Raw genomic sequence first — 18,016 nt, forward strand, 5'->3', positions numbered from 1 at the left:
GCGCACCCGCGGAGAGCGAGCCGGTCCCGCCCGGCGAACGGCACGGGGGCCGGACGGGTGCGCACCGGGCCCTCAATAGGATGGAGCGATGACTTCCCCCGCTCCCGCCGCCGTCCTCTGGGACATGGACGGCACGCTCGTCGACACCGAGCCGTACTGGATGGCCGCGGAGACCCCGCTCGTGGAGCGCTTCGGGGGGACCTGGTCGCACGAGCAGGCGCTCGGGATGGTCGGCCTGGCCCTCGAGGACTCCGCCCGGCTGCTGCAGAACGCGGGCGTGCCCTGGGGCGTCGACGAGATCATCTCGTACCTGACCGACGAGGTGCAGCGCCAGCTCGCCGTGACGGGTGTGCCGTTCCGCCCCGGTGCCCGCGAGCTCCTCGCCGATCTGCGCGCCTCGGGCGTCAAGACCGCCCTCGTCACGATGTCGATGCGCCGTATGGCGCTGTCGGTGGTGGAGCTCGTCGACTTCCCGGCCTTCGACCTCGTGGTCGCCGGCGACGACGTCGAACGCCCGAAGCCGTACCCCGACCCGTACCTGCAGGCGGCCGCGGCGCTCGGCGTCGACATCCGCGACACCGTGGCGATCGAGGACTCGCCGAACGGTCTGCGCTCCGCCCTCGCGAGCGGTGCCGTGTCGCTGGGCGTGCCCCTCATGGTGCCCCTCGAGGGGCTCGGGGCGCACGCGCTGTGGCCGAGCCTCGAGGGCCGCACGACCTCCGACCTGCGGGCGCTCCACGCCGCCCACACCCCGATCCACCCCGAAGAGACACGAGTCACCCGATGAGCGAGACCCCCCACCTGAGCGGCCCCTTCCGGGTCGGCGACCGGGTGCAGCTGACCGGCCCCAAGGGCCGCATGCACACCATCACCTTGCGCGAGGGGGGCGAACTGCACACCCACAACGGCGTGCTGAAGCACGAGCTGCTGGTCGGCCAGCCCGACGGCAGCGTGGTGACCAACAGCTCCGGTCACGACTACCTGGCCGTGCGCCCGCTGCTGCGCGACTTCGTCATGTCGATGCCGCGCGGCGCCGCGATCGTCTACCCCAAGGACGCCGCGCAGATCCTCGCGCAGGCCGACATCTTCCCGGGCGCCACGGTCGTGGAGGCCGGTGTCGGCTCCGGAGCGCTGTCGCTGTGGCTGCTGCGCGCGATCGGTCCGGCCGGTCGCCTGCTGTCGTTCGAGCGCCGCGAGGAGTTCGCCGACGTCGCCCGCGCCAACGTCGAGACGTTCCACGGCGAGATGCCCGCGACGTGGGAGGTCGTCGTCGGCGATCTGGTCGAGAGCCTCCCGGAAGCCGTGGCCCCGGCCTCGGTCGACCGCATCGTGCTCGACATGCTCGCGCCCTGGGAGTGCATCGACGCCGCGGCCGACGCGCTGACCCCCGGCGGCGTGGTGCTCTGCTACATCGCCACCGCCACCCAGCTCAGCCGTGTCGCCGAGTACATCCGCGCCACCGGACTGTTCACCGAGCCGGATGCCAGCGAGACCATGGTCCGCGGGTGGCACGTCGAAGGGCTCGCGGTCCGCCCCGATCACCGCATGGTCGCTCACACGGGCTTCCTCATCACCGCGCGCCGCCTCGCCCCGGGGGCCGTCCCGCCCGAGGTCAAGCGCCGCGCCTCGAAGTCGAGTTACGGCGACGAGGACGTCGAACTGTGGACTCCCGGTGCCGTCGGCGACCGCCAGATCACCGACAAGAACCTGCGCAAGCGCGTGCGCGAGGCGCAGAAGTCCGCCGAGGGGGTCCGTCAGTCCGTCGCGGGCGCCTCGTCGGAAGAGCCCGGTTCGACAGCCTAAACTGATCCGGTGCGTAGACTCCCCGCTCTCGTTGCCGTGACCGCCCTGGCCGGATTCGGCCTCGTCGGGTGCTCGGCATCCGCCGCCTCGTCGTGCCCGACGCCCACCGACAGTGCGATCGCCTCGGTGGTCGACGCCAGCGGTGATTTCGGTACCGCCCCCACGGTCTCGGTGCGTTCTCCTTTCGTGCCCGAGGCGGCCGGGACCCAGACCCTCATCGAGGGCGACGGGCAGCGCATCACGAGCGAAGATCAGCTCTCGCTCGTCGACGTGACGGTGCTCGACGCCGCCACCGGCTCGCAGCTCGTGGCGACCACGTACGGGTCCGACGTGAAGTCGGCGACGCCGCTGCCCCGCCTGACGCAGGCCATTCCCGCCGTCGCGCCGCTGCTGCACTGCGTGGCCGAGGGCTCGCGTGTCGCGGTCGCCATCCCCGGTTCCGACCTCGGCGCCCAGGGCGCTCAGGCGCTCGGCGTGAACGAGGGCGACGGAGCGGTCTTCGTCTTCGACGTGCGCAAGGTCTTCCTCCCCGCGGCCGACGGTGCCGACCAGTACAACGCGGACTCGGGCATGCCCTCGGTCGTCCGCGCCCCGGACGGCACGCCCGGTGTGGTCATGCCCGCCGGCGACGCTCCCACGCAGCAGCGTTCGCAGACCATCAAGAAGGGCGACGGCGAGGTGCTGACCGGCGACTCCTCGGTCGTCATCCACGTCCAGGGCGTCGCGTGGGGTGCCACGACCACCTTCGCCTCGACCTGGAAGAACGGCGCGCCCGGCCAGGCGACCGTGTCGCAGCTCCCGCCGGCGATCGCCTCGGCCCTCGAGGGCGCGACGGTCGGATCGCAGTTGCTGATCGTCGTCCCCGCCGACCAGACCGCCCAGGATCAGCAGGTGCTCAAGGCTCCCGCGAACTCCGCACTGGTCTACGTCATCGACGTCCTCGGCACCGTCGGCTGATCGGCATCCCCGATCGGTCCGCGCGGAGCGGGCTCGCGGGGGTCGCGTGGCGCCCGGTGCCGTTCCGGCCGGTCGCTCGGCGCCTAGGATGGGCGGGTGCCCGCCACCGTGTCCCGCAGCGCTCCCGAGGAGCGTCTGGTGAACCTCGTCGTCGCCCTCATGGCGACCGAGCAGGGGCTGACGAAGGACACGATCCTGTCGTCCGTCGCGGGCTACCGGGAGCAGCTCGAGGCGGGTGCGTCGAAGGACGCGCTCGAGAAGATGTTCGAGCGCGACAAAGAGAGCCTGCGCGGCCTCGGTGTCCCGATCGAGACGATCGGCAATCGCGCGGACCCCGACGACCTCCGCGAGGCGCGCTATCGCGTGCCGACCGCCGAGTACGCGCTGCCCGAGGACATCACCTTCAGCCCCGCCGAGGTGGCGCTGCTGAACATCGCGGGCGGCGTGTGGGGGAGCGAGTCCCTCTCCGCCGACGCGCGCAGCGGTCTGCGCAAGATCCGCGCACTCGGCATCGCCGTCGACGAGCCGATCATCGGCTACGCCCCGCGCATCCGCGTCCGCGATGCGTCGTTCGCCGCGCTCCAGAGGGCGATCGAGCAGTGCCGCGTCGTGACCTTCACCTACCTGCGCCCCGGCGAAGCGCGACCGCGCGAACGCCGCGTGCAGCCCCTCGCGCTCGTCGAGTACGAGGCGCGGTGGCACGTCTACGGCTACGACCTGAACGTCGACGCCGACCGCACGTTCCTGCTCTCGCGGATCGTCGGCGAGGTGACGCTCACGCGCAAGGGTTTTCCCGCAGAACTGCGGGAAGGCGCCGGGGAACGGGCCCTCGAGGGCCTGCGCGCCGTCGCCGAACGCCAGCGCGCCCTCCTCGAGGTGCACCCCGGCACCGAGGCGGCCCTGCGCCTGGACCGCCGCGCCGAACAGGCGCCCCAGGGAATCCGCGTGCCCTACGTCGACCTCCACGTCTTCGCCGACGAGCTCGCCTCGTACGGCCCCGAGGTGCGGGTGGTCGAACCCGCCGACCTGCGCGCCGAGGTCATCCGACGGCTCGAGGCCACCCTCGCCCTGCACGGGGGTGCCGAGTGAGCACCGATCGCCCCGTCGCCGCACTGGATCGCGCCGCGCTCCTGCTCCAACTCGTGCCGTACCTGCTCGGCAAGGGCGAGGTGTCGGTGGCCGAGGCCGCCGCGGAGTTCGAGGTCGCCCCCGATCAGATGCGCGCGATGGTCGAGCGTCTCACGGTGATCGGCCTTCCCGGCGAGCAGGGCTACTGGCAGCTCCCGCACGACCTCTTCGACATCGACTGGGACCTGCTCGACCGCGACGACGTCATCGCCATCACGAACACCGTGGGGCTCGAGCGCTCCCCGCGCCTGACCGCGCGGGAGGCGGCCGCTCTTCTGGCCGGGCTGCAGTTGGCCCGCAGCCTTCCCGGCTTCGGCGACAGCGAGCTCGTCACCGGGCTCCTTTCGAAGCTCGCGCGGGGCGCATCGACCGCGCCCGCCGCGGTGATCGTCGCCCCCGGGCCGGTCGACGGCGTCCGGGACGTGGTCGACGAGGCCCTGCGCTCGCGCGTCGCGGTCACGTTCACCTACCGCGCCCCCGGGGCCGAGCCGATCAGCCGGACGGTCGACCCCATCAAGGTCCACATCGCGAACGGGCAGTGGTACCTGCAGGGCTGGGATCACCTGCGCCAGGCCGTGCGCACCTTCCACCTCGACCGCGTCGGCGACGCCCGCGTCACCGACATCCCGGCCGCGCACGGCGCCGACCCCGTGCCCGAGCTGTTCGCCCCGGCGGACGACGAGGTCGTCGCGCGCTTCCGCTTCCCCAGAGAGGTGGCGCCCCTGCTGGCCGATTACCTCGAGCGCGCCGAGATCGACGACGCCGACGACGGCCGGGCCGTGGCATCCCTCCGGCTCGCCGACGAGCAGAGTCTCAAGCGCCTGGCGGCGCGCCGCGGGGGAGAGGTCGAGCTCGTGGAACCCGCGGGAGCCCGCCGGGCCGCCGCCGCGTGGGCGGCCGCGGGTCTCGCGCAGTACGCGCACGAATCCTGACCGTTCCCGCCGGGTTCCCGCGCGTCGGAGCGCACGACGAGCGCCCGGGTTAGACTGAGACACCGCACGAACGAGACGAGGAGTCCTCATGTTCCAGGGTTTGACCGGATGGCACCTGCTCATCGTTCTGGCTGTCATCCTTCTTCTTTTCGGTGCCGCCAAGCTCCCCGCGCTCGCCAAGAGCATGGGACAGTCGGCACGAGTCTTCAAGAGTGAGATGAAGGAGATGAAGCGCGACGACGAGGTCGCTGCCGCATCCGAAGCCCCGCGCGCCACCGACATCGGCACCACGCCGACCGTCGCTCCCGAGCCGCGCAGGTCGACCGACCCCACCGTCTAACCCGTGGCGACGGCAGGACCGCCGCGTATCGACGTGCCCGAGGGGCCGCGGCGCGACAAGCGCATGTCGATCGGGGCGCACCTGGTCGAGCTGCGCAAGCGGCTCATGATCGCGGCGCTCGCCCTCGTGGTGGGCATGGTGATCGCGTTCATCATCACCGACCCGATCATCCACCTCATCACCGAGCCCATCCGCGTCATCGCGGAGCGGCGCGGAGACGACTTCTCGGCGCTGAACTTCACCTCGGTGACCTCGGCGTTCGACCTGCGCATGCGCATCGCGTTCTCGATCGGCATCTTCCTCTCGGCACCGGTGTGGCTGTGGCAAATCTGGGCGTTCATCATGCCCGGGCTCACGCGCAAAGAGATCCGTTACACGGTCGGGTTCGTGGCATCCGCCGTCCCGCTCTTCTTCGTGGGCTGCTGGGTGGGCCTGCTGATCGTCCCGCACGTGATCGAGCTGATGTGGGGCTTCACGCCCGAGGGTGGCGTCAACTTCTACAACGCGGTCGACTACTACGACTTCGTCTTCAAGCTGATGATCGTGGTCGGCGTCGCGTTCGTGCTGCCGGTGTTCCTCGTCGCGCTCAACGTGGCCGGCATCATGAGCGGCAAGGCGATCCTCAAGGGCTGGCGCGTGGCGATCCTCATCGCCACCCTGTTCTCGGCCCTGGCCACCCCCGCGGCCGACATCATCAGCATGCTGATGCTCGCCGGCATCCTCACCGTGCTGTTCTTCGCGGCGGCCGGGGTCTCGATGCTGTTCGACCGGCGAAAGGCCCGTCGCCTCGCCGCGGCCGAGATGCCGTCGGGGCCCACCGCGTGAGTTCACCGAGTCCGGCCGAGCGCTTCGCTCGCGCCGCCGCCCGCTCCACGCACCCGCACACGGCGGACTTCGCCGAGATGCAGCGTTTCGAGCTCGACGACTTTCAGATCGCGGGATGCCACGCCCTCGAGGACGGCCGCAGCGTGCTGGTGGCCGCGCCCACCGGTGCCGGAAAGACGATCGTCGGCGAGTTCGCGATCCACCTCGCCATGCTCGAGCCCGGCGACAAGGCGTTCTACACCACGCCCATCAAGGCGCTGTCGAATCAGAAGTTCCACGAGCTGCAAGAGGTGTACGGCGACGACGAGGTCGGCCTGCTGACGGGCGACACGAACATCAACGCCTCGGCGCGCATCGTCGTGATGACCACCGAGGTGCTGCGCAACATGCTGTACGCCGACTCGCCGGCCCTGCGCGGTCTGCGATTCGTCGTGATGGACGAGGTGCATTACCTCGCCGACCGCTTCCGCGGCGCGGTGTGGGAAGAAGTGATCATCCACCTTCCGCCGTCGGTGAAGCTCGTCTCGCTGTCGGCGACCGTGTCGAACGCCGAGGAGTTCGGCGACTGGCTCGACACCGTGCGCGGCGACACCGAGGTGATCGTGTCGGAGACCCGCCCGGTTCCCCTCGAGCAGCACGTGCTCGTGCGCGGGGACCTGTTGCCGTTGTTCGACGACCGGGCCGGAGTTGCCACCGCGCAGGTCAATCAGGAGCTGCTGCGCATCCGCGGCGGCAACGCCGGGGGATACGAGAACAACCGGCGCGCGCAGGAGTACCGCTCCCAGCGTCACGCGGGCGGCCCCCGCCACGCCCACCAGCGACGCGGCGGTCACAAGCCGTTGCGCGCCCAGCAGGGCCCGCGCATCGAGCGCATCGACCGGCCCGAGGTCGTCGAGCTGCTGCAGCGCAACCACCTGCTGCCCGCGATCTTCTTCATCTTCAGCCGGGCCGGGTGCGATGCCGCGGTGCAGCAGCTGCGCCGCGCGAACGTGCGGCTGACCTCCGCCGAGGAGCGCGTCGAGATCCGTCAGATCGTTGACGAGCTGACCTTCACCCTCAAGGACGAAGACCTCGCCGTCCTCCACTTCTGGGAGTGGCGCGACAACCTCGAACGCGGAATGGCTTCGCACCACGCGGGTCTCCTCCCGGCGTTCAAAGAGGTCGTCGAAGAGCTGTTCCGCCGCAAGCTCGTCAAGGTCGTCTTCGCGACCGAGACGCTCGCCCTCGGCATCAACATGCCGGCGCGCACCGTCGTGCTCGAAAAGCTCGAGAAGTTCAACGGCGAGGCCCGCGTCGCGATCACGTCGGGGGAGTACACGCAGCTGACCGGTCGCGCCGGCCGTCGCGGCATCGACGTCGAAGGCCACGCGGTCGTACAGTTCACCGAGGGCCTCGACCCGCAGTCGGTCGCAGCCCTCGCCTCGCGCCGCACCTATCCGCTGAACTCGAGCTTCCGGCCCACGTACAACATGGCCGTGAACCTCATCGACCAGTTCGGTCGGGCACGCGCCCGCGAGATCCTCGAGTCGTCGTTCGCGCAGTTCCAGGCCGACCGCTCCGTCGTCGGACTCGCGCGGCAGGTGAAAGAGGCCGAGGAGTCGCTCGCCGGCTACGAGAAGGCGATGACGTGCGACCGCGGCGACTTCCGCGAGTACTCCACGATCCGCCGCGAGCTGAGCGATCTCGAGAAGATCAATCGACGGGATGCCACGGCCCCCCGCCGTCTGCGCGATGAGCGGCAGCAGCAGATCCAGTCGTTGCGCAAGCGCATGCAGCGGCACCCGTGCCAGTCGTGCCCCGATCGCGAGGCCCACGCCCGCTGGGCGGAGCGCTACTGGAAGCTCAAGCGCAGCACCGACAAGACCCGCCACCAGATCGACCAGCGCACCGGCACCGTCGCGCGCGTGTTCGACCGCGTGGTCGAGGTGCTCGCCGCGCTGGAGTACGTCGCCATCGAAGACGACGGTGCGACGGTGCTGACGCGTGCCGGGCGCACGATGCGCCGCATCTACGGCGAACGCGACCTGCTCGTGGCCGAGTCGCTGCGGCAGGGTCTGTGGGAGGGGCTGGACGCCCCCTCGCTCGCGGCCCTCGCCTGCTGCCTCGTGTACGAACCGCGTCGCGACGAAGCGGGCCCGGGGGAGCGCGGTCTGCCCCGCGGTGCCTTCCGCGGGGCCCTCGACGCCACGCAGACTCTGTGGCAGGAGCTCGACGACCTCGAACGCGACCACCGGCTGCCGGGCTCGGAGTCGCCCGCCTCGGGCCTCGCGCCGGCGATGCACGCGTGGGCGAAGGGCCTGCCGCTCGACAGCGTGCTGACCCTCGCCGACATGGCCGCGGGTGACTTTGTGCGCTGGGCGAAGCAGACGATCGACCTGCTCGATCAGATCTCGCTGGTCGCCGAACCGCCGCTCGCCAAGACCGCGCGGACGGCGCTCGACTCGGTGCGCCGCGGCATCGTGGCCTACACGTCGGCATGAGCGCGATGACGACGCCCCGGGGGTCGGTGACTCCTCCGTTGCGCCTCGCTTTCGCGGCGCCCCTCGCCGTAGTGGCGGGGCTGCTGCTCGTCACCGCGTTCCCCGCGTTCGCCTGGTGGCCGATGGCGTTCCCCGCCGTCGCCCTGGCCCTGGTGACCCTCATCGGCCGCCGGTTCTGGTCGGCCGTGCTGATCGGGTTCCTCTTCGGGGTGGCGTTCTTCTCGGTCAATCTGCTCTTCACCGCTCGCTACCTTGGACCCATCCCGTGGGCGGCCCTGTTCGTCCTCGAGGCGTTGCTGACAGCCGTTCTGGCGGCACCGATCGCCCTGGCCTATCGATGGATGCCACGCGTCGCGCCGAGGCACGTGGGACGGCTCCTGCTGCTCCCCGCCCTCGTCGCGGCGCTGTGGACCCTGCGCGAGCAGATCGTCGGCTCGTGGCCCTACGGCGGCTTCCCGTGGGGGCGCATCGGCGTCTCGCAGGTGAACGGCCCCTTCGCCGAGGTGGCGTCGTGGGTGGGCATGTCGGGGCTGTCGTTCCTCGTCGTGCTGTTCTGCGCGATGGCCGTCGAGTTCGTGCGCGGTGGCAGCCTTCGTCGTGTGACCGGCGCGGTCCCCGCGGCGGCGGTGCTCGTCGTGCTGGTGGCGTTGCCCGCGTTCCCCACCACCGACGCGGGTTCGATCCGCGTGGGCGCGGTGCAGGGCAACGGTCCGGCGGGGTACTTCGACCAGCGCACGCGCAACGCGGTGTTGAACGCGCAGCTCACGGCATCCGCCCCGCTGTTCGGCCAGAAGATGGACGTGCTGCTCTGGCCCGAGGGCGGCGTCGACTCCGACCCCACCTCGAACCCCGCGACAGCGGCGGCGCTCGGCGAACTCTCCCGGCGGATGGACGCCCCGCTGCTGATCTCGGCCGTCACCGAGCGCGGCTCCGAGCTGTTCAACTCGTCGCTGCTGTGGACGGCGGCCGGGCAAGAGGGGACGACGTACGACAAGCGGCATCCCGTGCCCTTCGGCGAGTACGTTCCCGACCGGTCCTTCTGGGAGCCGTTCGCCCCCGACCTCATCGGTCTCATCGGCCGCGAGTACACCCCCGGAACCGCCCCTCCGCTGATCGACCTCAACGGGATCGGCGTGGGCCTGGCGATCTGCTTCGACGTCATCTACGACGACGTCGTATGGGACGGCGCCGACGAAGGCGCCGAGGTTTACATGTTCCAGACGAACAACGCGGACTTCCGGGGCACCGACGAGAACCTTCAGCAGCTCGCGTTCGCGCAGATGCGCGCGATCGAGACGGGCCGCGCGGTGGTCAACCTGTCGACCGTCGGCACGAGTCAGGTGATCGCTCCGGACGGGTCGACGCTCGACTCCCTGCCGCCCGACACCGCCGGGCACATGCTCACCGACGTGCCGCTGCGCACCGGGCTCACCCCCGCGGTCGTGATCGGGCCGGCCGTGAAGATCGTGCTCGGGTGGGGCGGCATCGCCGCTCTCCTCGCCGCCGGCCTGATCGCCGGGATCCGGGTGCGACGCACGAAGAAGACGCCGACCCCCGAAGGGGCCGGCGTCTGAATCAGCGGGTCAGCGTCAGGCGCTGAGCTTCTCGTTCCCCGCGCCGCGACGAGCGCGGACGAACGCGAGGCGCTCCTCGAGGAGTTCCTCGAGCTCGGGGATGGTGCGACGCTCCAGGAGCATGTCCCAGTGCGTACGGGCGGCCTTGTCGGCGCTGTGGTCGACCGTCGCCGTGCCGTCGCCGATGCGAAGAAGCGCCTCGGCACCGCAGGTGCGGCACTCCCACGCGTCGGGAACCTCGGCGTCGGCAGCGAAGGTCAGGACGGTGTCGCGTCCGCAGGTGCTGCAGGAGTAGGTGTGTTGTGCACGGTCGTGGAACACGACGCCGTCTTCGCTCTGGAGGCTTTGGGCGCCGAGTCGGATGCCGCGGAGACTGCGGTCTGCCATTTTGTGGTCCTCTCGTCGGTCCCCATGTATAACGTTCGCACCTGTGCGCTTTATTCGAACTCCGCGCGTCCTGACGAGTTTCACAGTGGATGCTCAGACAGCCGCTGTTCCCCGTGTGTTCACCAGCGCGATGGCCGCGTCGGCGCGGTCGGTGACGAGGCCGTCCACGCCGAGGTCGAGCAGCCGGGACATGTCGTCTTCGTCGTTCACGGTCCACACGTGCACCTCGACACCGGCGGCGTGCGCGTCTCGCAGCAACCCGCGCGTGACCACGGGGATCGGCCCCTGACGCTCGGGGATCTGCAGGGCGTCGACCTCGCTCAGGAGAGAACGGACCAGGCGGGTCCGGTGCAGCGCGCGAGCGGCGAGAAGGCGGGCGATCGTCGCCGACCCGGGCGAGGTGGCCGGACGCATCCGCGCCCCCGCGGCCCGCGCGGCGGCGAGGGCATCGCGTCGACGCTCGTCGGAGAAGCTCGTGACCAGGACGCGCTCGGCGTGCGGGGCGACGAGGCGGCCGACCTCGCCCGCTGCGGCCGCGGCCTTCACATCGAGGTTGAAGCGCACGTCGGGGAAGGACTCGAGGGCCTGGACCAGCGTGATGAGCCCCCCGCGCTCCGACATCAGCTCTTCGATCTCGTGCAGGCGGACGTCGGCGATGGCCCGCGGATCATCGGCGACCCGCCGCAGATCGTCGTCGTGGAACAGCACGACCTCGCCGTCGGCGGTGAGGTGGCAGTCCGACTCGACGTAGTCGGCTCCGGCGGCGTGCGCCTCGGCCACCGCGGCGAAGGAGTTCTCGGCCACCCCGTGCGCGGCGGCATCCGCCGTCACCAGACCGCGGTGGGCGAGCACACGCGGGGCGTCCGGGGAGAGGTAGGGATGCCGCGTCATCACGGAGCCGAGCTCGGCGGGGACGCCGCGGCGGGGGAGTCGTCGCCCGAGCGCGAGACGAACGCGCCGGAGATGCCCTTCAGCGCCTCGGTGAACTCGCTCGGGATGATCCACAGCTTGCTCGACGAGCTGTCGCTGATCTTCGGCAGCGTCTGAAGATACTGGTACGCGAGGAGCTTGTCGTCGGGCCGGCCCTCGTGGATCGCCGTGAACACCGAGTGGATCGCCTCGGCCTCACCCTGCGCGCGCAGGACTGCCGCCTGCTTGTCGCCCTCGGCCTCGAGGATCGCCGCCTGACGGCGCCCCTCGGCCTCGAGGATCTGCGACTGCTTGGACCCCTCGGCGGTCAGGATCGCGGCGCGGCGATCGCGTTCGGCTCTCATCTGCTTCTCCATCGAGTCCTGGATCGAGAGGGGCGGATCGATCGCCTTGAGCTCGACGCGTCCCACCCGAATGCCCCATTTTCCCGTGGCCTCGTCGAGGACGACGCGCAACTGACCGTTGATGTTGTCGCGGCTGGTGAGCGCCTGCTCGAGGTTGAGGCCGCCCACGACGTTGCGCAGGGTCGTGGTCGTCAGTTGCTCGACGGCGCCGAGGTAGTTGGCGATCTCGTAGGTCGCGGCCCGGGCGTCGGTGACCTGAAAGTACACGACCGTGTCGATCGAGACGACCAGGTTGTCCTCGGTGATGACCGGCTGCGGGGGGAACGAGACGACCTGCTCGCGCATGTCGATCAGGGGCCGCACGCGGTCGACGAGGGGGACGACGAGGTTCAGGCCCGGGCTGAGCGTCTTGTGGTAACGGCCGAGTCGCTCGACCACTCCGGCGCGGGCCTGCGGGATGATCCGGATCGCGCGGAACAGTACCACGACGACGAAGATCACCACCACGGCCGCGAGGACCCACCCGATCGTGACGGGGATCAGATCGTTCATGATGTCGCCTCCTGGCTTCGCGCGCGGACGACGGCGGTGGCGCCGTCGATACGGACGACCTCGATGCGCGTGGCGGGGTCGATCCGGGTGTCGGTCTCGGCGCGCGCGGTCCACACGTCACCGTTCGAGAGCTTGACCTGCCCGGGGACCGACGCCGACATCCGCGACAGGACGAGGCCCTCGAGACCCAGCAGCGCCTCGACGTTGGAGGGCCGCGGATCGGCGTCGCGGTGCAGTCGTTGCAGCAGGGGCGGACGCACGAACAGCAGGAGCGCGACCGAAGCGACGGCCGCGACGATGATTTGCAGCCAGAGGGGTGCGCCCACCAGGTCGGAGACGAGGCCGACGAGGCTCCCCACCGCGACCATCAGGAACGTCAACTCGCCGGTGAGCATCTCGCACACGAGGAAGACGAGGATGAGCAGGATCCAGCCGATCCAGGCCCACATCTCGACGATGGAGAGAACGTCCATTTCGTGCCTCCTGGCCCGAACGTAGCACTGGGCACCGACACCGGGGCCGGTTCTCATCCTCCGCACAGGCGCCGTCGCCCCGGGGCGTCGGCATCCCGCTCGATAGGCTGGGGGCTGATTCCGAATCGTCAGGAGAACTCCCGTGTCCCAGACCCTCCCGTCCGGCTCGCTGAGCGGCAAGACCGCCCTCGTCACCGGCTCGTCGCGCGGCATCGGCGCCGACACCGTCCGCTACTTCGCCGAGGCCGGCGCGAACGTCGTCATCAACTTCCGCAACAAGGCGCCCCGCGCCGAGAAGCTCGCCACGCAGCTGCGCGAGCTCGGCGTCGAGGCCCTCGTCGTCGGCGCCGACCTCACCGACCCCGAATCGGTCAAGGCGATGTTCGACGAGGTCGAGCGCACCTTCGGCGGTCTGGACATCCTCGTGCTCAACGCCTCGGGCGGCATGGAGTCGGGCATGGCCGAGGACTACGCGCTGCTGCTCAACCGCGACGCGCAGGTCAACGTGCTCGAGACGGCTCTGCCGCTGCTCACGGACGACGCGCGCGTCGTCTTCGTGACCAGCCACCAGGCGCACTTCATCCGCACTACCCCGACCATGCCCGAGTACGAGCCGGTCGCCCTGTCGAAGCGCGCCGGCGAAGACGCCCTGCGCGAGAAGATCCCGGCTCTCGAAGAGCGCGGCATCGGCTTCACCGTCATCTCGGGCGACATGATCGAGGGCACCATCACGGCGACCCTGCTCGAGCGCGCGAACCCCGGCGCCATCTCGGCGCGCCGCGAAGACGCCGGCAAGCTCTACAACGTCTCGGAGTTCGCCGCCGAGGTGGCCCGCGCCGCGGTCGACCCGGTGCCCGCCGACAACACCCGCCTCGTCGGAGACACGGGTTCGTTCGGAGGCGAGTGAGCATGCGGCCGACCGACATCAAGACACTGATCGGGGTCGGTCGGCCCGCGATCGCCGCTTCGGGGGCGTTCGCCGTCTTCGCGACCTCTCGCCCCGACCTCGCCGCCGACCGCGCGGTCGGGCAGCTCTGGCGGGTCGAGTTGCCCGTCGGCTCGCCCCGGCGCCTCACGCGGGGGGTCGCCGATCGGGCGCCCCACCTGTCTCCCGACGACGCGACGATCGCGTTCCTCCGCGCCGACGACAAGGGACGCACGCAGGTCTTCGTCGTGGCCTCGTCCGGGGGCGAGCCCGTGCAGGTCACCGACCAGCCCGGGGGAGTGACCGCCCTGGCGTTCTCGCCCGACGGCGCCCGCCTCGCCTTCACGGCTCGCGTGCCCGAACCCGGCCGCTACGGCACGGTCGAGGGACGGGATGCCGCGGCCGAGCCGCCGCGCCGGATCACCGGCATCCGCTGGCACGCCAACGGGCTCGGCTACCTCGATCGTCCGGCGCAGCTGTTCGTCGTCGACGTCCCTTCGACCGACGCCGAGCCGTTCTACGCGCCGGCGCCGTCCCTCGAGACGCCCGAGAAGCGCGTCGTGGCTGAGCCCGCGACGCAACTCACCCACGGGGAGACGAGCTGGAGCGGCGTCGTCTGGACCGCCGACGGTTCGGAGGTGCTCAGCGTCCCCGACGTGATCGAGACCGCGCGCCGCGACCTGCGCGACCGGGTCGTCGCGGTCGCGGTCGACAGCGGCGAGCAGCGCGAGATGCTGAGCTCGTCGGAGAACCTCTCGGTGGCGACGGTCGACGTCGCGCCCGACGGCGCGGTCTTCGTTCTCGCGAACGACGTGGGCGATGAGGGGATCGACTTCGTCGCGCCCGGCGTCGCGCTCTTCATCATCGAGGCCGACGGACCGCGTCCGCTCACCGACCCCGAGACGGTCGACCTCGGCGAGGTCGGCAGTCACCTCTCGTTCGACGGCGACGACGTGCTCGTGCAGGACCGCACGCGCGGTCGCCTGCGGCTCTTGCGTGTGACGCGCGACGGGCGGGTGGAGCAGGTGCTCGGCGGCGACCTCGAGGTGAACGGCCATGCCGTCGCGCGGGGCCGGGTCGTGGCATCCGTCGCCTCTCCCGAGTCCTCCGGAGAGCTCGTCGTGAGCGAGGGGTCCGAGGTGCGGGCGCTCACCGCGTTCGGCCAGGCCGCTCGCGCGGCGGGGATCGTGGTCCCGGTCGAGCACGAGATCGTCGGTCGAGAGGGTTATCCCGTGCACGGCTGGGTGGCCGTGCCCGAGGGCGAGGGACCGTTCCCGGTCATCCTGCAGATCCACGGCGGCCCCTACGCGTCGTACGGCGTGCACCTGTTCGACGAGACGCAGGTGCTCGTCGACGCCGGATACGCGGTCGTCTACAGCAACCCGCGGGGGAGTGCCGGTTACGGCCGCTCACACGGTCGCTCGATCCGCCGCCGCATGGGCACCCTCGACTTCTTCGACGTCATGGACTTCTTCGACGGCGTCGTCGGTGCCGACCCGCGGCTCGACGCGGACCGCGTGGGTGTCATGGGCGGCTCGTACGGCGGGTACATGACCGCTTGGATCATCGCGCACGAGCACCGCTTCGCCGCAGCGATCGTCGAGCGCGGATTTCTCGACCCCGCCGCCTTCCCGGGCTCGAGCGACATCGGCTCGTTCTTCGGCGAGGAGTACGTCGGCACCGACCCGGCGCTCGTGGCCGCGCAGAGCCCCATGGCCGTCGTCGACCAGGTCGCCACGCCCACGCTCGTGCTGCACTCCGAACTCGACTACCGCTGCCCGCTCGATCAGGCGACGCGGTACTACGCGGCGCTCAAGCGCAACGGCGTCGAGGCCGAGATGCTCGTCTTCCCGGGCGAGGATCACGAGCTCACGCGCGCCGGGCGCCCGCAGCACCGGGTGCAGCGTTTCGACGCCGTCCTCGAGTGGTGGAATCGCCACCTGCCGGTGGGGTGAGACACGAAGGGCCCGGATGCCATGGCATCCGGGCCCTGTTCGTTCGAGATCAGACGGCTTTGCCGAACTGGATCGCCCGCACGATCTGGAACACGCCCAGGATCACGAGCGAGATGCCGATGAGCAGGAACAGGGTCACCGCGCCGAGCAACGGCGAGAACAGCAGCACGATGCCGGCGAGGATGCTGACGATCGCGAAGAAGATCGTCCAGGCCCGCGCCTTCGACTGATGACCGGCCGTCGTGAGCGAGACGACGCCCTCGATGATCCAGAGGATGCCGACCAGGGTGCCGATGAACACCCCGAACCACGCGGTCGTGGCCGACAGGTTGGCGAACGAGAAGATGCCCGCGACGATGAACAGCACGCCGAGTACGAGGTAGCCGATGCGCGCCCATCCCGAGCGCCAGAACAGGCCGATGGCGATGTTCACAAGACCGGCGATGATCACGTAGATCGAGATGATGCCGACGGCGACCTCGGCGGTGCGTCCCGGCCAGATGAGGATGAGCAGACCGATGACGAGGGAGAGGGCTCCGCTGACGCCGAGCGCGGTGCGCACGGCTCCGACGGCGGGGTTGGTCGTGGAGGTCGGCATGGCGAGCCTTTCTGAGTGAAAGCTGGGAACGACTCTCACCCTAGACCCGAAGGTTCACCGCGCGCGAGGACCCTCACGCGGGGGAGTGCTCCAGCAACAGCGCCACCGTGAACAGCACCGGCAGGCACCCGAGCGTCGAGATGAAGACCACGTCGCGCGACAGGATCTCGCCCACTCCGTACCGCTGCGCGAAATTGAAGACGTTCTGCGCCGTCGGGAGCGCCGCGAGCACCACGACGACGAACACCTGGTCGGCGGGCAGCGCGAAGAGCGTCGCCACGAGCCACGCCAGCGCGGGCATCGCCACGAGCTTCAGGGCCGAGGCGATCACCACGTCGACGCGGCGACCCGGCTCGGTCAGCACGCGCTGGCCGTACAGCGACATCCCGTACGACATCAGCAGCACGGGAACGCACGCCCCGGCGATCAGCTGCAGGGGGTCGAAGACGACCGGCGGCAGATCGATGTCGAGGAGCGCCACCAGCACGCCCAGGGCGGAACCGATGAGCATCGGGTTCTTCGCCGTCTGCAACAGGATGCGCCCCACGTTGCGGGAGCCCGAGGTGGCGGCATCCAGGATCGAGAGGGCGATCGGCATGAGGACCAGCAACTGGAACAGGATCACCGGAGCCGAGTACGCCGCGTTCCCGAGCATGTAGAGCGAGATCGGGATGCCGATGTTATTGCTGTTCACCTGGCCCGCCGACAGCGCGCCGATCACCGTCTCACCCACGCGGCGCCGCAGGACCAGCGCCGAAATCAGGGTGTAGACACCGATCACGACCGCCGCCGTGATCATCGACACGGGCAGCAGCGCCGAGAACAGCGTGGCGACGTCGGCCTTCGCGAGCACCGTGAACAGCAGGAACGGCGACAGCACGAAGAACGTCAGGCGGCTCAGCACGGGGCGCGCGTGCGGCCCGAGCAGATCGATGCGGGCGATGATGTAGCCCACCACGACCGCGAGACCGACGACCGCGAAGCCGGTGAAGACGCCGCTCACGCGCCGGACCGGGGGAGAGGGGCGCACGGAGAAGTCATCGGTTCGAGCGTAGCGGGACGCTTGGCTCGCTCCGTGACGCCGTGATGGGATGAGCCGCATGTACTCCGGATTCGCGCGCTTCTACGACGTCCTGCAGGGCGGGACCCCCGAGCCGTTCGCCGCCTGGATCGAGAGACGCGCCGCCGAGCTCGGGCGCGAGGTGGAGTCGATCCTCGAGCTCGGGTGCGGCACCGGGGCCGTGCTCGACCTCCTGCCCGCCGCGTGGGCCAAGGTCGGCATCGACGTGTCACCCGACATGCTCGAGATCGCCCGAATCAAGGGGGTGGATGCCGACCTGATCGAGGCGGACATCCGCGACATCGCCCTGGATCGTCGGTTCGATGTCGTCGCGTGCGTCTACGACACCGTCAACCATGTGCCCGTCTCGGACTGGCCGCGGGTGTTCGCCGTGGCATCCGGTCATCTCGAAACCGACGGGATGTTCCTCTTCGACATGAACACGCTCGGGCGCCTCCGCGGCGGCGCGGGGCGGTCCGAGACGACGGTCGCCGGGGGATCGACGGTCACGATTTCGATCAGCGACGAGCGCGACGACCGCTACGACTGGCACGTGCGCATCGAGGGCGACCACGATCCGATCGACGAGACGATCGCCGAGTACGGTGCTTCGTTGACCGACGTCCGCCGCATGCTGACGGAGGCGGGATTCACCCGGGTCGAGGTGAGCGGCGGCCGCGATCGTCCCGTCGACGACGAGGCACCGCGACTGTTCTTCGCGTGCCGCCGCTGACGCGGGCTTCGGGGAAGCGG

18 protein-coding genes are annotated in these 18,016 nt (G+C 70.4%); 12 read left to right on the forward strand and 6 right to left on the reverse strand.

Going from position 1 to position 18,016, the window contains the following annotated elements; all coding sequences use genetic code 11:
• Nucleotides 1-88: 88 nt before the first annotated feature.
• The 9 genes from BLS25_RS06770 (at nt 89) to lnt (ending at nt 10,039) form a co-directional block, all read left to right on the forward strand.
• A complete protein-coding gene (locus tag BLS25_RS06770; RefSeq protein WP_056231959.1) occupies nt 89-787 on the forward strand; it encodes an HAD family hydrolase in 699 nt (232 codons plus the stop codon).
• Nucleotides 784-1,803: a tRNA (adenine-N1)-methyltransferase gene (locus BLS25_RS06775; RefSeq protein ID WP_074694896.1), complete on the forward strand. Its 1,020-nt coding sequence runs from the start codon at nt 784-786 to the stop codon at nt 1,801-1,803. Before BLS25_RS06770 ends, BLS25_RS06775 begins: the two co-directional genes overlap by 4 nt.
• A gap of 9 nt (nt 1,804-1,812) precedes the next feature.
• Nucleotides 1,813-2,760 carry an FKBP-type peptidyl-prolyl cis-trans isomerase gene (locus BLS25_RS06780; protein ID WP_074694897.1) on the forward strand — a complete coding sequence of 316 codons (948 nt, stop codon included), beginning with the start codon at nt 1,813-1,815 and terminating at the stop codon, nt 2,758-2,760.
• Nucleotides 2,761-2,856: 96 nt separating this feature from the next.
• Nucleotides 2,857-3,849: a helix-turn-helix transcriptional regulator gene (locus BLS25_RS06785; RefSeq protein ID WP_074694898.1), complete on the forward strand. Its 993-nt coding sequence runs from the start codon at nt 2,857-2,859 to the stop codon at nt 3,847-3,849.
• On the forward strand, nt 3,846-4,820 hold the full coding sequence (locus BLS25_RS06790; RefSeq protein ID WP_056231947.1) for a WYL domain-containing protein: 975 nt from the start codon (nt 3,846-3,848) through the stop codon (nt 4,818-4,820). The genes BLS25_RS06785 and BLS25_RS06790 overlap by 4 nt, the downstream gene beginning before the upstream one ends.
• A gap of 88 nt (nt 4,821-4,908) precedes the next feature.
• Nucleotides 4,909-5,160, forward strand: a complete 252-nt coding sequence (tatA, locus tag BLS25_RS06795) for a Sec-independent protein translocase subunit TatA (protein WP_056231943.1) — start codon at nt 4,909-4,911, stop codon at nt 5,158-5,160.
• A gap of 63 nt (nt 5,161-5,223) precedes the next feature.
• Entirely contained in the window at nt 5,224-5,985 is a 762-nt protein-coding gene (tatC, locus tag BLS25_RS06800; protein ID WP_056231938.1) for a twin-arginine translocase subunit TatC, read from the forward strand.
• Entirely contained in the window at nt 5,982-8,465 is a 2,484-nt protein-coding gene (locus tag BLS25_RS06805; RefSeq protein WP_056231933.1) for a DEAD/DEAH box helicase, read from the forward strand. The genes tatC and BLS25_RS06805 overlap by 4 nt, the downstream gene beginning before the upstream one ends.
• A 5-nt stretch (nt 8,466-8,470) precedes the next feature.
• Nucleotides 8,471-10,039, forward strand: coding sequence for an apolipoprotein N-acyltransferase (lnt, locus tag BLS25_RS06810; protein ID WP_074694899.1), 1,569 nt, complete (start codon nt 8,471-8,473; stop codon nt 10,037-10,039).
• Nucleotides 10,040-10,054: 15 nt separating this feature from the next.
• Here lnt and BLS25_RS06815 read toward each other — a convergent pair whose 3' ends face one another.
• The 4 genes from BLS25_RS06815 to BLS25_RS06830 all read right to left on the reverse strand — a co-directional run bounded on the left by BLS25_RS06815 (nt 10,055) and on the right by BLS25_RS06830 (nt 12,725).
• Entirely contained in the window at nt 10,055-10,426 is a 372-nt protein-coding gene (locus tag BLS25_RS06815) for an RNA polymerase-binding protein RbpA (RefSeq protein WP_056231926.1), read from the reverse strand.
• Between the two features lie 93 nt (nt 10,427-10,519).
• Nucleotides 10,520-11,317 (reverse strand): glycerophosphodiester phosphodiesterase family protein, encoded by a 798-nt coding sequence (locus BLS25_RS06820; RefSeq protein WP_074694900.1) that lies wholly within the window; start codon nt 11,315-11,317, stop codon nt 10,520-10,522.
• Complete coding sequence (locus BLS25_RS06825; protein ID WP_056231919.1) at nt 11,317-12,252, reverse strand: SPFH domain-containing protein; 936 nt, start codon at nt 12,250-12,252, stop codon at nt 11,317-11,319. The genes BLS25_RS06820 and BLS25_RS06825 overlap by 1 nt, the downstream gene beginning before the upstream one ends.
• Nucleotides 12,249-12,725, reverse strand: a complete 477-nt coding sequence (locus BLS25_RS06830; protein WP_056231916.1) for an NfeD family protein — start codon at nt 12,723-12,725, stop codon at nt 12,249-12,251. Before BLS25_RS06830 ends, BLS25_RS06825 begins: the two co-directional genes overlap by 4 nt.
• 142 nt (nt 12,726-12,867) lie before the next feature.
• Between BLS25_RS06830 and BLS25_RS06835 the strand changes: the two genes are divergently transcribed.
• Nucleotides 12,868-13,632 (forward strand): SDR family oxidoreductase, encoded by a 765-nt coding sequence (locus BLS25_RS06835; protein WP_074694901.1) that lies wholly within the window; start codon nt 12,868-12,870, stop codon nt 13,630-13,632.
• Between the two features lie 2 nt (nt 13,633-13,634).
• Nucleotides 13,635-15,605, forward strand: coding sequence for a S9 family peptidase (locus BLS25_RS06840; RefSeq protein WP_074694902.1), 1,971 nt, complete (start codon nt 13,635-13,637; stop codon nt 15,603-15,605).
• Between the two features lie 49 nt (nt 15,606-15,654).
• Here BLS25_RS06840 and BLS25_RS06845 read toward each other — a convergent pair whose 3' ends face one another.
• Nucleotides 15,655-16,203, reverse strand: a complete 549-nt coding sequence (locus BLS25_RS06845) for an HdeD family acid-resistance protein (protein WP_056231899.1) — start codon at nt 16,201-16,203, stop codon at nt 15,655-15,657.
• A 73-nt stretch (nt 16,204-16,276) separates the two neighbouring features.
• The gene (locus BLS25_RS06850) at nt 16,277-17,233 is read right to left on the reverse strand and encodes an AEC family transporter (protein WP_371129315.1); all 957 of its coding nucleotides are present in this window, start codon (nt 17,231-17,233) and stop codon (nt 16,277-16,279) included.
• A gap of 70 nt (nt 17,234-17,303) precedes the next feature.
• On the opposite strand from BLS25_RS06850, the gene BLS25_RS06855 reads away from it, so the two are divergent.
• Nucleotides 17,304-17,996 carry a class I SAM-dependent DNA methyltransferase gene (locus BLS25_RS06855; RefSeq protein ID WP_074694904.1) on the forward strand — a complete coding sequence of 231 codons (693 nt, stop codon included), beginning with the start codon at nt 17,304-17,306 and terminating at the stop codon, nt 17,994-17,996.
• The last annotated feature ends 20 nt before the right edge of the window (nt 17,997-18,016 follow it).

The organism is Microbacterium testaceum StLB037, from assembly GCF_900104345.1.
GTDB classification, from domain to species: Bacteria; Actinomycetota; Actinomycetes; order Actinomycetales; family Microbacteriaceae; genus Microbacterium; species Microbacterium testaceum_A.